The following is a 15047-nucleotide window of genomic DNA, read 5'->3' on the forward strand; positions in this document are numbered from 1 at the left end:
GATGCGGTTTGACTAACTCCCCTTCGCTGCCCGCCCCTTGTCGCCGGGGGCGGGCAGTACCTTCGTCATCCCCGGCAGGAAGTCCGTGAACAGGTCGTGGACCTCGCGGACGAGGGGGCGCAGGGCGCGGAAGCGGGCCAGGGAGACGCCCCGGGTGGTGAGGCGGGCGCCGCGCTCGGCCAGCCGGTAGCTGCGCTCGCGCCCCTCCGTGCGGTCGAAGACCCAGTACAGGACGAGGCCCATCTGGGAGAGCCACAGCAACTCGGGGAGCACGTCGCGGAGTTCGTCCGGCACTTTGGCCTTGGAACCGGCGAGCACCTCGCGGTGGACGGCGATGGATTCCTCACGCGGGCCCTCCGACTCGGGCGAGAAGGGGCTGAGCGGGCTGTCCGGGTCGGCCGCGTTCTTGAAGAACTGCGCCGCGAACTCGTGGTACGGCTCCGCCACGTCCAGCCACAGCTTCAGCACCCCGGCGATCCGCGCCTCCAGGTCCTTCTCCCGTTCCAGCAGGGGCCGGATCGCCGCCTGGTGCTCGGCGCCGATCCGGTCGTAGAACCCCTGGATCAGGTGTTCCTTGCCGGCGAAGTAGTAGTACGCGTTGCCGACGGAGACCCCGGCCTCCTTGGCGATGGCCCGCATGGTCGTCTTGTCGTAGCCGCGCTCCTGGAAGAGCCGCAGGGCGGTCTCCAGGATGAGCGCGCGGGTCTGCTCGGACTTGGCGGGGCTCTTGGCGGCCGCGTCGGTACGGTCCCCTTCGCGGCCGGAGGCGGCTTCGGGGGCGGCCCCGGAGGAGGTTCCGGAGGGGGGACCGGAGGGGGTTCCGGCTCCCGAGCCGGGGCCGGAGTCCGTACCGGGCTCGCCGCCGGGGCCGGTGCTGACGTCGGGGTTCTCGTTCGCTGCGGGCACGGGCAGAGCCTAACCAGTCGGGCAGGTGCCGCTCTCGCAGCCGTCAGCCGAAGCACGGGGACCGACGGGGTGGACGTACCTCCACCCAGACCTCCGGTCGTACACCCACCCCTCCAGCTCGGCCCCGCCCTTCGCCCCCCTCGACCAGTGCGCCCCGCGCCACTTGGCGGCGGCGAGCACGGCACCCCGGGCCAGCCTCGCCCCCGCCGGGGTGCTCAGCCGGTGGGCGAGCGGCCGGTGCTCGCGCAGGGCCCAGAGGCAGACGACCCAGGCGGCCGACCCCTGATAGATCTGCCCGCCGTCCCCGACGACGGTGATCTCCTGGAGAGTCGCCTGGTGGTCGAGTGTGGGGAACCGGTCCCGGGCCTCCTGCGACCCCGCCGCCACGAAGCCGAGCGGCACCAACTGCCGCTGCCTGCCCAGCCACTCCCGCACGAACGTGCAGAGCGAACACCGGTCGTCGTACAGCACGGTGAGCCCACGGACGGGTACGAGGACAGGGCCCACCGGAACCGCCGGGCCCACCGGAACCGCCGGGACCGCGGGAACCGCCGGAACCACCGGGGTGGCCGGGGCGGCCGGGGTGGCCGGGGCGCGCTCGGCGTCCCGGCCCCCGGCGGCTGTGACCGCCGCCATTGATGTCACGCCCCGGCCTGGGGCGCGACGGGCATCGTCGGCGCGACCCAGCCCTGCGGCGCGACCGGCGGCAGCTGCTCCCGCTCCATGACCCCCCGGCGCCGGAACTTGTTCAGCACGAACACGTTCCCCAGGTGCAGCGCGCCGAGCACGAGCAGCACCACCCCGAGCTTCGTCGAGACGGCCTCGAACACCTCACGGGGGCTGGTGATGGCCCCGTCCTCGTTCAGGTAGAGCGCCACGAACCCGAGGTTCACGAGGTAGAAGCCGACGACCAGCAGGTGATTGACGGCGTCCGCGAGCTTCTCGTTCCCCTGCAGCACATCCGAGAGGAAGATCCGCCCGTTCTTGCTCAAAGTGCGCGCCACCCACACCGTCAGACCCACGCTGACCAGCAGATAGATGACATACGCGACGACCGTGAGGTCCATGCCCCCGCCCTTTCCAGAGCCTTGTTGAACACGTTCAAAACGCTGTGGTGAGAATGTAGCGCTGTTTTTGAACACGTTCAAGCGAGTGGCGGGCGTGCGGCTATGACGTACGTCCCAACTCGGGCCGACGGCTGTAGTCCGTGAGCCCGATGACGTTGCCCCAGGGGTCGGCGAACTCGACGGTCCAGCCGGTGGCGACGGGGAAGGGATGGTCCAGCGGCGGCACCCCGGCGGCTTCGAGTGCCCGCGCGGCCCCCCGCGCGTCCCGCACCTCCAGCCACACCCGGGCGGCGCCCCACACCGGCGGCCGATGCCCCAGCGCCTCCTCCAGTCGCAGCACCAGCGCCGGTGTCTCCTTGCCGACCTTCAGCAACGCGATCCCGGCCTCGTCCAGCCGGAACCCCAGCCCGAACCCGGCCCGCCCGTAGAAGGCGACGGCCTCACTGAGGTCCCCGACGGGCAGCAGGACGTTGTCGAAGCCGAGCAGTTCGTACGGCTCTTCATGCGGTTCTTCACTCGATTTATCTGACATGCCGTCAGATTAGAGCGCCGGTTCGCCGACGCCGGGGAACGACAAACGCCGAGGGGCCGACCCCGGAGAAGTGATCCTCCGCGGTCGGCCCCTCGGCCCTTACCTCACCCGTCGCCCTACCCGATGGCGACCCGGTTCTTCCAATAGCTCGCCGTGCCGATGATCTCCGTGCCCGAGCCCGACAGGACCGTCCGGCCTCCGGCGTAGAAGCGGACCGTGCCGTCCGTGCGGGCCGTCCAGATGTCGGGGATGGCGTCGCCGTTGGCGTCGGGGGTGCCGATGAGCAGGTAGATGTTGCCGCTGCCCCAGGCGGAGGCGCCGTAGACGCCGTCCTCTCCGTCGGCCGAGTTGGCGGCGGCGGCCAGGGAGTTGAGGTCGACGCCGGTGCCGCTGCTCGCCTTGATGCCCTTGCGGTAGAGGAGACGGCCGGAGACGTCGGTGCGGTACACCATGTCCGTGACGCCGTCGCCGCTGATGTCCATGACGGAGACGATGTCCCGCTCGGTCCAGGGCGCCGAGGAGAGCTGGATCGCCTGGTCGATGCTGCCGCCGTGGTAGCCGGTGAAGGCCCACAGCGCGTCGCCGACGGTGGCGAAGAAGTCCGTGCGGCCGTCGCCGGTGGCGTCGCCCGCCGAGACGATCTGGGTGAGGGCGGAGGGGGAGGGCGCGTTGCTCGGGAGCAGGATCTCCACCCGCTTGTCGATGTTGACCGCGCCGTAGCCGTCGCCAGGGTAGATCCACAGCTTGTCGCCGAGTCTCACCACCAGGTCCTGGAGGCCGTCGCCGCCGTAGATGTCGCCGTTGTGGGTGATCAGGGCGCCCTTGAAGTGGCCGGCCGGAGCCGAGACGTACGGTGGTAGGTCGTCTCCGTTCGGGTCCTTGTTCGGGTTGGCCCGGTAGGCGCCCGGCATCGAGTAGTCCAGGTCGCCCGTGCCCTTGGCCAGGTCGTCGGTGGCCTGGGAGGGGTACATGACCAGGTTGCCCTCGTTGGTCACCACCATCAGGTCGGGGAGTTTGTCGCCCGTGAAGTCGCCGGGGGAGTCGGCCTGGTCGCGCGGGGTGACGTAGAAGAAGTACTTCGTCGGCTGGGACACGTTGCCCGCGCCGTCGACCGTGCGGACGTACAGCACGTTCGGGCCCGCTGTCGGCGGCTTCGCGTTCGAGAGTGTCGCGCTGACGGTCGTCGCCGTGCCGGAGGTGCGGCCCAGGGAGAACGGGTAGCTCGGCGCGTTGAAGCCGTACTCGTAGCGGATCACGTCCGTGTTGAGCGCGCGGACGCTGAAGGAGCCCGCCGTGCCGAACTTCTTCGTCGACCAGTTGGCGTCCTCGGCGTCGTTGCCGAAGCCGTTCTCGGCGCCGTCCGCGTTCGGGAAGTCCGTGGAGCTGACCTTCGGCGGCTTGGGCGCGGTGGTGTCGAGGACGAAGCGGCACGGGGTCGTGGCCGGGGCGTACCCGGAGCTGGCGTTCGCGTCGTCCACGGCCCGCACCCGCCAGGAGTAGAGGGTGCCGTTGGTGAGCTTGCTCGTGGCGAAGCCGCTGGTGGTGCGCAGCGCCACGTCCTTGTCGCCGCCGACCGAGACCTTGCCGGTGGAGCCCAGCAGATCACCGGTGGTGTCCCACTTGCCGGTCGCCCACAGGTCGAAGTCGAGGAAGTCGAGGTTCTTGTCCTTGTCGGCGCCCCGCGCGGTGAACGTCAGGTTCCCCGAGCCCATGCGGACGTACGGCTCGGTGGTGGTGCACTTGGCGTCCGGGCCGAGGTCGAGCGACTTGGAGTCGATGGTCGGTTTGCGGTTGTAGACGAGTTCGAGCACCGGCGCGTTGTCGCCGTTCGCCTGGAACTTCTTCCACGAGTACTGCGAGTGCTCGTCCCGGGCACGCATCCCGAAGGTGATGCTGTCCTTGCCCTCGTCGGCCCGCTTCTGCGCGGCCTTGCGCACGTCGAAGGTCTCGTACGCGTCCCGGCAGCCGGACTTGTAGCCGTGCGCGAAGCTCTTGGTCGCGAACTTGTTGCCGTCGCTCAGCTTCGGCGCGTTCTTCCAGTTGGTGTGCCCGTCGACCTTGCCGGTGAGGTGCACGCTCATCGAACGGGCGCTGCACGACCAGGAGTACGTCTCCAGCATGCGCAGCTTCGCAGTCGTGATCTTCGTGCCCTTGAGGTCCTTGTCGAAGGCGATGTTGAAGTACGAGCGGGAGGTGCCCCAGGTGTCCGACTCGAAGCCGACCCGGGCCTCGTGCGTACCGCCCTTGTTGAAGCCCTTGCCGTTGTAGAACGTGGCGTTGGGGTGGCGGCTGTACGCGGTGGTCCAGTTCTGCGTGTGCTTCTTCACCGACGGGTCGACGAACACCGGGTACTTGGTGGCCGAGTCGTTGAGGAAGTCCAGGTTGGGGGTGAGCACCCAGTTCGAGCCGGACAGGTCGACGTCGACCAGCTCACCGCGCGAGTCGGGCGAGGGCCCGTCCAGTCCGGACAGGCTGAGCGTGGCCGCCGAGCCGCTCTGGGTGGGCGCGGGCGTCGGCTCGGCCGGGGCGGACGGCAGCGGCGACTCCGAGACCGTCGGCGCGGGGCCGTCGGTGGCGGGCGGGAGCGTCTCGGGGTTGGTGTCGCCCTGCTCGTCGGTCTCGATCAGCCCCTCCGTGGGGCTCGCGCTGTCGCTCGGCTCGTCGGAGGCCGACGTGCTGGGCTCCGGGCTCTCCTCGGTCGTCGGCTGCGCGCTCGCCCCGACCCCGCCGTCGGTGACCGCCGGGGAGCCACTGCTGTCCCACATCAGCGGCGTCGGCGAGACGGCGACCTCGTTGCCGTACGCGTTCTCCGCGCTCAGCACGCTGGTCACCGGGTCGAGGCGGAACGTCAGATCGTCGGAGGTGATGCCGTACGACAGCTGCTGGGCTCGGGCGTCGGCCGCGGCCGCGCGGTTCTTGAGCACGAGCAGCTGGGCGAAGCCCTCGTCGTCGGCGGTCAGCACGAGGTCGGCGCCCGGGAAGATCTCCGGGTACAGGGCGCGCGAGCCGTCGATGATCGGGGTGGGGACCGGGCCGGGCCAGGTCAGCTGGACGGTGTAGCCGTCGACGGTGAGGGTGACCAGGGGGGACGCGGTGTCGGCCGCGGCGGCGGTGCGGACGCCCTTGACGAGGGAGACCCGGCGCACGGCGGAACGGGAAGCCCGCTCACTCGTGCCGCCAGCCTTCGAGGCACCGGTCTTCGAACCGCCAGCCTTCGAACCGCCAGCCTTCGAACCGCCCGCCTTCGAACCGCCCGCCTTCGACCCAGCCGAGAACACCATCCGCGCGTTCGTCGCCTTCGGCTCCCAGCCCTCCTCCGTGCGCCGGAGGTCGTAGTCGATGGGCTTCCACTCGCCGCCCACCTTGGCCCGGACGGGGGAGGAATACAGCCTCTTCGCCAGGAAGCCGTCGGGCCGCGCCCAGGTCGTCGACCGCGCGGTGCGCAACGCGGTGACCTCGACGTTCTTCCCGGTCTTCGCCGCCTTGGTCAGTGCGGCGCCCTCGGTGACCGGCTTGGCCTTCCGGTCGCCCCCCGACCCGCCCCCGGAGTCCGAGTCGTCCAGGCCGAGGCCGATGAAGGTGATGCCGGTGGCGGCGAGAGCCGCGGTGAGTACGGCGGCCGTCGTCCGTCTTCCGGGCATGCGAGGCCGGTTGCGCTCCTTGCGCGTCATCGGGCGGGTTCCCCTTCCCCCTTGGAACCGGCACGGCACAGGGCTCGGCCGGGCGAGCCGATGATGACCTATGAGCGGGCTGTCGTCACGCATTGCGAGCGCGGCCGGGTATTGAGTGGATCAACCGGGCGGTCCGTAATGGGGGTTGAGGGGATCGAACGACAACTGCGGTATCAGCCACCGGTGGCGAGAGCAAAACCGCCCGAACCGGTTCCCAACTCCCCTGATTCGATGGTTATTTGCCAGGGGAACTGGTGAATTAAGCGATTGATCTCAGTGGGGTGGAGCCTTCCCTTACCTCTCCAAAAAGCGGGTCTGAGTTTAACCAGACCTTATTTTCTGTTACGCACCGTGACTGTCATCACATCCGTACAGACGATCTAGCGGAACTTCACAGAGCCATCACAGAATTCCCGGCATCTGATACGCCATCACGCGTGGTCCGTTCCCGGTCCCGCCTCGAGTGGTCCGGGGGGACCTCGCCGTGTTCGGTCGCCATTCGTATGTCCGCTGTCGCCGCCTGCGCCGTCTGCGCGCGGCAGCCGTGCCCACCATCGGCGCGGCCCTGCTCATCACCCTGTTGCCGGCCCAGTCGATGGCCCTGCCGCCCGATCCGTCGGTTGCCGAGAAGGGCCGCGAGACCCTGGACCTGGAGGCGCTGGAGCAGGACGAGGTCCTCACCGGCGAGGTCTTCGAGCGGGACCTGGAGTCCCTGAAGGTCGAGGTCCCCGAGGACCTGGAGCAGGCGCCGGCCGGTACGGCCACGGCCCCGGCCTCCGACGTCGGCACGGTGAGCTTCGGCTCGACGGCGACCACGAGCCAGGCCTCCGCTCCCAAGGGCACGACCACCCGCACCAGCACCTCCGCCCAGCAGGTCGACCTCAAGCCCGTCGAGGACCTCCCCGTCAGTCTCGGTCAGGCCCCCGACCAGGCCGCGCCGAGCGGCACGTGGAACGTCCAGGTCTACGACCGGGCCGCCGCCGTCTCCCAGGGTGTCGACGGCGCCGTCGTCAAGGTCCAGGCGCCCGCGACGGGTTCCGTGCCGATCTCGGTCAAGCTCGACTACGCCAAGTTCAAGAACCTCTATGGCGCGGACTGGGCTTCCCGGCTGCGTTTCGTGCAGTTCCCCGAGTGCTACCTGACCACGCCGGATGTCGAGGCGTGCCAGGAGTACGAGGAGCTGGAGACCACCAACGACACCAAGACGCAGTCGATCACGGCGACCGTCGACACGGCGGCGGACGGCACGGTCTCCCAGGCCTCGGCCACCGAGGCGCCGACCGCGCCGACCGCGCCGACCGCACCGACTTCCGACGGCCCCTCCGTCGCCCAGGCCGCGTACCGCACGTCGAAGACGTCCTCGGTCACCCCGGTCGCGGCGACGGGTGACAGCGCGGTCGTCGGCGCGGTCGACTCGGGCGGCGGCGCGGGCGGCACCTTCAAGGCGACGCCGTTGGTCTCCAACGGCAAGTGGTCGGCAGGCGGCTCCTCGGGTGCCTTCGCCTGGTCGTACCCGCTGACGATCCCGGCGGCTCCGGCCGGCCCGGTCCCCGGTGTCTCCTTCACCTACAACTCCCAGTCGGTGGACGGGCGTACCGCCATCGCCTCGCCCCAGTCCTCCTGGATCGGCGAGGGCTGGGACTACGACCCCGGCCACATCGAGCGCCGCTACCGGACCTGCCAGGACGACCGCAAGAAGCTGAACTCCGGTACGCCCAACAACACCGCCAAGAAGGACAAGACGTCCGACCTGTGCTGGGCGTCGTACAACGCCGTGATGTCCCTCAACGGCAAGACCATGGACCTCGTCCGGGACGCGGCGGCCGGCAGCAACCCCGAGACCGATACCGAGATCTACCGTCCCACGCAGGACGACGGCACCCGTGTCGAGCACAAGACGGGCGGCAGCAACGGCGACAACAACGGCGAGTACTGGATCGTCACCACCGCGGACGGCACGAAGTACTACTTCGGCCAGAACCAGGTCGGCGGCGGTCACGCCAACACGGACTCGGTCTCCACGGTTCCCGTCTTCGGTAACCACCCGGGCGAGCCCTGCCACGCGGACGCCTTCGCCGACTCCCGCTGCGGCTCGGGCAAGAAGCAGGCCTGGCGCTGGGGTCTGGACAAGGTCGTCGACGTGCACGGCAATGCGATGGTGGTGAGCTGGAAGCAGGAGACGAACTACTACGCGGTCAAGAAGAAGTTCAAGAACCCCGAGCAGTACGACCGTTTCGCCTACCCGACGGTCATCGAGTACGGCATGCGCTCGGACCTGACCAAGCCGTCGGCGACGGTCGAGTTCGGGGTGAAGCAGCGCTGCCTGAAGTCCGAGGCCGCCTGCACCGCGGACAACTTCAACAAGACCGACGACCCGGGTGCGTACCGACCGTGGTGGGACACCCCGGGCAACCTGAACTGCAAGTCGTCGTCGAAGCTGTGCCCGCCCTTCCCCTCGTTCTGGACGCAGATGCGCCTGGACGCGGTGACGACGAAGGGTGCGCGTGCCGGCCAGAGCGGTCTCGGCAAGGTGGACACGTACGAGCTGCACCAGTCGTTCCCGGAGGACTGGTACGACACCTCCCCTGGGCTGTGGCTGAACTCGATCACCCGGCGCGGCTTCGCCCCCGGCGACACCACCGGCACTCTCCAGCACAAGGACGGCGTCAGCTTCGCCGAGTACTCCGTCGGCTCCAACTCTCCGCTGCGCACCCGCCTCCAGGACCGCCAGCTGCCGAACCTGGTCCTCACCGGCCCGAACGACCAGCGCCCGGGCTTCACCCGGCCGCGCATCGGTACGGTCGCCACGGAGTACGGCGGTGACATCGAGGTCGAGTACAAGGGCGGCTGCGCGAGCGAGCCGGCCGAGGACAAGGGCAAGAGCAACGGCACCTGCTACCCGGTGCGCTGGTCGCCGGACGGTGACGAGAAGACTCCGGCGAAGTCCTGGTTCAACAAGTACGTCGTCCACTCGGTGACCGAGACCGACAAGGTGACCTCGCACGGCAAGCCCGTCGTCACCAAGTACGCCTACTCCGGTTCCGCCTGGGCCAAGAGCGTCGACGAGTTCACCCGTCCCGCCCTGCAGACGTACAGCGACTGGCGCGGCTACCGCCAGGTGGCGGTCACCAAGGGCAGCAAGTCCAGCTCCCAGCAGGGCGACCCGCAGTCCCAGTCGTACTCCGTGACGCGCTACTTCCAGGGCGTCGGCGGCGCGGTCAAGGACTCCACCGGCACGTACACGCTGGTCGAGGACGACGCCCCGCAGTACGCGGGCCTGACGGCGGAGTCCATCACCTACCTCAACTCCGACAAGCGGGTCCAAAAGCGCGTCCTGAGCTACCCCTGGTCGAAGCAGACCGCGTCCCGTGCCCGCGAGGCCGAGACCGGCACCGACCTCGAACCGCTGCTCGCCCACCGCGGCGGCATCAAGCGCTCGGACGAGATCCAGACGGTCGACTCGAGCTGGCGGGCCGTCCGCACGCTCACCTCGTTCGACGACACCTACAGCCTGCCCTACCAGGTCGAGACGGCCGTGGTGAAGCCGAACGGCTCCGGCGGTGAGACCCTCTCCGACCAGACCTGCACCAAGACGTCGTACGTCCACAACACCTCGGCCTGGCTCATCGGCCTGACCAAGGAACAGCGCACGACGGGCACCTCCTGCGCGAACCACGACTCGGCCGACCCGGCCAAGCAGCTCAAGTCCGCGGTGCGCTACAGCTACGACAAGCTGGACCACGGAGCCACCCCGACGAACGGCGACATCACCTCCGTGGCCGAGATCGACGGCGCCGGCACCTCGTACTCGAAGGTCACCACGACGACCTACGACGACCTGGGCCGCAAGCGCGTCGTCACCGCGCCCGGTGAGGGCTCCACCGAGACCCAGTACGTCCCGGCGGACGGCGGCCCGGTCACCTCGATCAAGGTGATCAACACCAAGGGCCACGCCACCACCACGACCTTCGACCCGGGCCGCAGCCTGGCGCTCACCGTCACCGACCCCAACGGCCGGGTGATGAAGACCGAGTACGACGCGCTCGGACGCTCGGTGAAGGGCTGGTCGGCGTCCCGGTCGTCCGGCGGGAAGTCCGCGGACGTCCTGATCGACTACCAGAACGCCATCGCCACGTCCGAGACGACCCGTCCGGCGGCGGTCACCATCAGGACCCTCAAGGACGACGGCACCTACAGCAAGCAGGTCACGATCTACGACGGCCTGATGCGCAAGGTCCAGACCCAGGAGGAGGCCCACGGCCCCGGCCGGATCGTCACGGACACCTCGTACAACGACCACGGACTCGTCGACGAGCAGACCGCCGGATACCTCGCCAAGGGCGATCCCGCGGCCGAGCTGTTCGCCCCCAAGTCGACCACGTCGATCCCGAGCTGGACCAAGACCCGCTACGACGGCCTGGAGCGGCCGGTCCGCCACTCGACCTACTTCGACGGCGACTACCGGTACGCCACCTACACCAGCTACTCCGACACCAGCACCTATGTGAACCCGGCCGGCGGGACCGCCCCCCGGACCCGCACCTACACCGACGCCCTCGGCCGGATCACCTCGGTCAAGCACTACAGCCGCGACGACTCCGAGAGCGACACCGGCCGTACGACGGCCTACGAGTACGACGCCCGCGGTTACCGCACCAAGGTCACCGACCCGGCCGGCAACAACTGGTCGTACACCTTCGACGCGCGCGGCCGAGTCACCTCCGCCACCGACCCGGACACCGGCAAGACGGAGACCTGGTACGACGCCGCCGACCGGCCCAACAAGACGACCAACTCGCGCGGGAAGACGACGTACACCGAGTACGACGACCTGGGCCGGCCCACCAAGGTCCGCGAGGGCTCCGAGACCGCGACCCCCGTCAAGGAGTTCACCTACGACTCCCTGACCGGCGCGCTCGGCAGGCCGGTCGCCTCGATCCGGCACACCGCGAACGGCGACTACATCAGCCGGGTCACCGGCTACGACAGCGAGTACCGGGTCACCGGCCGCGAGACGGTCATCCCGTCCAACACCATGACCACGGGCGTCTCCGGCACCTACACCTACGGGTACACCTACACCCCGGTCACCGGACAGCCGCTGTCGTACACCATGCCCGCCGTCGGCGGACTCCCCGCCGAGAAGGTCATCACCCGCTACAACAGCGACGGCCTGGCCGAGTCCACCTCGGGCCGCGCCTGGTACACCTCGGACGTCACCTACTCGCCCTTCGGCGAGCCGCTGCGCACGGTCTCCGGCTCCCAGCCGTCCCGGGTGTGGACGACCAACTTCATCGACCCGCACACCGGACGCCTCCAGCGCACGGTCGCCGACCGCGAGACCGCGAGCCCGCACCGCATCTCCGACAGCTACTACTCCTACGACGCCTCCGGCACCATCACCTCCAACGCCCGCAGCCTGACCGAGGCCTCGGGCACCACCTGGGACACCCAGTGCTTCACCTACGACGCCATGGGCGAGATGGTGAACGCCTGGACGTCGAACGTCACCCCCGACGGCAAGGCCACCGGCTGCAAGGCCTCGAACGGCACGACCTGGGGCCCCCGCACCGACTACGAGGCCTCGACCGGCCCGGTGGCCGACGCCCCCGACGCCGCGACGGACGTGTCCAGCCCGGACACCTCGCTGTCGTCGACCCTGACCGCCGCCGCGCCCGCCTCCGCCACCGTCGCCACGGGCGCCACCGCCTACCGCCAGTCCTTCACCTTCGACTGGCTCGGCAACCGCGCCGCCATGACGGAGCACGACCCCGCGGACGCCACCAAGAACGTCGGCTACAGCTACGGCTACGACAGCAAGCAGCCCCACACGGTCGACTGGATCAGCTCCAGCCCGACCGGCAAGGGCAGCTCGTACACCTATGACGCGGCCGGCAACACCGAGGTCCGCGACCTGTCGAACACCACACAGAACCTGACCTGGACCCAGGAGAACCGCCTCGACACGATCACGGACGACGGCACCAGGACGACCTACGTCTACGACGCCGACGGCAACCGTGTCCTGGAGAACTCACCGACCGGCTCGACCCTGTACCTCGGCGAGACCGAGGTGACGACGAACGCGAGCGGGGCGATCACCAAGGCCGCCCGGTCCTACGCCCAGTCCGGCGCCCCGACGGTCATCCGCACCACGGCGAACGGCGCGACCACCGGCCACAAGCTCAACGTCCTGCTCGCCGACCACCTCGGCACGGCGAACACCGCGGTCGAACTCGCCGGCACCCAGCCGGTGGCACGCCGCGCCTACAAGCCGTACGGCGAGATCCGCGGCACCAAGCCCTCCGGCTGGCCGAACAAGCGCGGCTACCTCGGCGTCGGCATCGACGACGCGGCGACCGGCCTGACCCACATCGGCGCCCGCGAGTACGACCAGGCCTCCGGCCGCTTCCTCTCCGCCGACCCGGTCATCGACATCGCGGACCCGCTGCAGATGAACGGGTACGCGTACAGCGGCAACAGCCCGGTCAGCAAGGCCGACCCGAGCGGTCTCTTCCCGATCCTCATTCCGGGCTCGGCCATGGGCGGTGGCGGAGGGGGCAGTCCTGTTCCGTCCGGTCCCAAGCTGACGCAGAAGAGACTGCCGGACGGCCGCACGGCGATCTACGACGAGTACGGAATCGGGCACGTCATCGGCGGCACGCCCGACAACGACGCCGCGCGACGCGCTCTGAAGTACCTGAACGACGACCTCATTGCGGCCGGGCTCTACACCGACGGCTCCAACAAGGGCACCGGCGAGATCTACTTGTCGCAGAACGACAAAAATGTGCTCGTGGACAAGGGGTACTTCACGGACAACGACGGAAATCGGCGGTACAACGGAACGACGTCCGACTTCATCAAGGTCACCTACGAGAACGGCAAGATCGTCGACGTGATCGACTTCGACGCCACGAGCGCCAAGTCCCCGACCAAGAGACTCGACTGGATCAAGGGCGACATCGACGGCAAGATGACCCCGAAGGCGCTGGACGGCAAGGAACAGGCCAACAACGTGGTCTTCGTCGCCGCGAGCGAGGCACAGGCCAACCAGGTCGCCAACGAGTACACCCATGACTCCCGGGTCCGGGTGATCCATCCGGACAGCGGCTACGACACGGGCAGGGTGTTCAACGCCGTGACCGGCAAGGCGAACACCGCTCGGGTCAGTCCGAGAATCCGTGGCCGCATCTTCGGTATCGCGGGATCACTGATGCCGTTCGCCCAGACCAACAGCTATGTACGGAGCTTCGGCGTCTGGGGCGGAATCGCGGAGATGGGCAAGGACTTCTTCGACCCGTTCGGATTCCATGAGGCTCTGGAGCCCTCGACCACAGAGAATCCGCCGATCTAGGAAACGAGACCTCACGGGTGTGGCCCCGCCGGAGAATTCCGGCGGGGCCACACCCGTTCAGTACGGGGCCATCTCCAGGTCGCCGATCACCGTCAGACCGACCTGGGCCGCGAGCCACGGCGCGCGTTCGGCCTCGACCTGCTTGACGTGGACGAAAACGGTGTGATCGCTCGCGGGCTCCTCCAGTTCGAGGTCGCGGACGTTCACGCACAGCGTCACGAACGCACCCCTCGCGCCACCGACCCCCAGCCCCACCTCCGGCGCCTCGGGCCAGCCCATGAAGTCCCACCGAACCGTGGCCGGGCTGCCGCCCACCGCGTCGAGGAACGGCTGGACCGTCTCCGGCGGCCGACCCAAGGCCCTCAGCCAGACGGGGAGATGCGCCGCCGGATCGTCCCCCTTCGCCGACGAGCCGCCCGTGTCCCCTTCGGCGAACCACTTGGCGCGCGGAAGCAGTTCCAGCAACGGTACGAGCACGTCCGCCGAGGAGACCCGAACCTCGAAATCGACCTCGAGATCCCGCAGATCGGCGATCCCGAGCAACCGCTCGACAATGCGCAGACCCTCCGCGAGATCCGCTGTCCGCAGGATGGGCTGTGCGTAGGAATTGGACATGGCGGCCAGTCTGCCACCGGCACTCTCCCGGTACTTCCCCGGCCGCCACGCCCACCACGCTCAGTCTCCGCAGCCCCCCACCCGCCGCTCGCTCACCGAGATGTCATCCATCCGGATGTCGTACGACGACGGCGTGGGCCCGCCCTGATACAGCTGCCAGCCCAGCTTCAGCTTGTCGAAGGAGGGGAAGACGAAGTCGTCGGACGTGCCGCCGTGCTGCTTGGTGGAGACGGTCAGGTCGGACTGTTCGACACCGTTGAGATAGACGCTCACCCGGTTGTCCGTGGCGTCGAGATGGAACTCGGCGCAGGTCCACGCACCGCCGGCGGCCGGGGCCGACGTCCGCCAGTTCGTCCAGTCACCGGTCGGCCCCAGATCGGAGCCGACGCCGTAGAAGTTGCCCTTGTCGGTGGGGGCGTACTGCCCGCCGAGCGGCCGGACCAGCGTGGGGGAGCCGGAGCCGGAGGCCTCCGCGAGGGTCCAGTGGGCCCAGTCGGGGGCGGTGGGGAACTCGGCGACCCGCAGCCGCACCCGGGCCCAGTAGCTGTTGCCGGGAGGGGCCAGGTCGGAGAAGACGACGAAGGCCCGGCCGTTGCCCTCGGTACGGATACGGAGCTCACGTCCGTGCCCGTCGGCGCTGGGCTCGACGGTCAGCGAGCCGTTCGAGGCGTCGGTGGTCCAGCCCCGGCCCCGGGTGACCGGGCCGAGGGGCAGGCGGTTGAAGTTCTCCTTCACGAGGGTCCGGCCGTACGCGTCGTGCGAGGCGGGCGTTGCCGAGGCAGTGGGGGGTATCGCGATCAGAACCGCGGCCGCGGCCGACAGCGCGGCGGCGGCTTTCCTCAGAACGTTCATGCGGGAAGTCTGTAACCAACAGCCCCATCCGCCACAGAAGTTGCACA

General features: G+C 69.2%; 8 protein-coding genes. 1 reads left to right on the forward strand and 7 read right to left on the reverse strand.

Annotation, left to right across the window (positions count from 1 at the left end; translation table 11 throughout):
• Nucleotides 1-12: 12 nt before the first annotated feature.
• The 5 genes from SGFS_RS36005 to SGFS_RS36025 form a co-directional block, all read right to left on the reverse strand.
• Entirely contained in the window at nucleotides 13-693 is a 681-nt protein-coding gene (locus SGFS_RS36005; RefSeq protein WP_286260241.1) for a TetR/AcrR family transcriptional regulator, read from the reverse strand.
• Nucleotides 694-915: 222 nt separating this feature from the next.
• On the reverse strand, nucleotides 916-1542 hold the full coding sequence (locus SGFS_RS36010) for a thiol-disulfide oxidoreductase DCC family protein (RefSeq protein ID WP_286256337.1): 627 nt from the start codon (nucleotides 1540-1542) through the stop codon (nucleotides 916-918).
• 5 nt (nucleotides 1543-1547) lie between these two features.
• On the reverse strand, nucleotides 1548-1973 hold the full coding sequence (locus tag SGFS_RS36015) for a hypothetical protein (RefSeq protein WP_286256338.1): 426 nt from the start codon (nucleotides 1971-1973) through the stop codon (nucleotides 1548-1550).
• 100 nt (nucleotides 1974-2073) lie between these two features.
• The gene (locus SGFS_RS36020; RefSeq protein WP_286256339.1) at nucleotides 2074-2505 is read right to left on the reverse strand and encodes a VOC family protein; all 432 of its coding nucleotides are present in this window, start codon (nucleotides 2503-2505) and stop codon (nucleotides 2074-2076) included.
• Between the two features lie 116 nt (nucleotides 2506-2621).
• Entirely contained in the window at nucleotides 2622-6176 is a 3555-nt protein-coding gene (locus SGFS_RS36025) for a DNRLRE domain-containing protein (protein WP_286256340.1), read from the reverse strand.
• Between the two features lie 484 nt (nucleotides 6177-6660).
• Between SGFS_RS36025 and SGFS_RS36030 the strand changes: the two genes are divergently transcribed.
• Nucleotides 6661-13533 carry an RHS repeat domain-containing protein gene (locus tag SGFS_RS36030; protein ID WP_286256341.1) on the forward strand — a complete coding sequence of 2291 codons (6873 nt, stop codon included), beginning with the start codon at nucleotides 6661-6663 and terminating at the stop codon, nucleotides 13531-13533.
• Between the two features lie 57 nt (nucleotides 13534-13590).
• Here SGFS_RS36030 and SGFS_RS36035 read toward each other — a convergent pair whose 3' ends face one another.
• Both SGFS_RS36035 and SGFS_RS36040 read right to left on the reverse strand, forming a co-directional pair.
• Nucleotides 13591-14148: a hypothetical protein gene (locus tag SGFS_RS36035; RefSeq protein ID WP_286256342.1), complete on the reverse strand. Its 558-nt coding sequence runs from the start codon at nucleotides 14146-14148 to the stop codon at nucleotides 13591-13593.
• 60 nt (nucleotides 14149-14208) lie between these two features.
• Nucleotides 14209-15000 (reverse strand): LamG domain-containing protein, encoded by a 792-nt coding sequence (locus SGFS_RS36040; RefSeq protein WP_286256343.1) that lies wholly within the window; start codon nucleotides 14998-15000, stop codon nucleotides 14209-14211.
• Nucleotides 15001-15047 lie beyond the last annotated feature (47 nt).

The sequence above is a fragment of the Streptomyces graminofaciens genome, assembly GCF_030294945.1.
Taxonomy (GTDB): domain Bacteria; phylum Actinomycetota; class Actinomycetes; order Streptomycetales; family Streptomycetaceae; genus Streptomyces; species Streptomyces graminofaciens.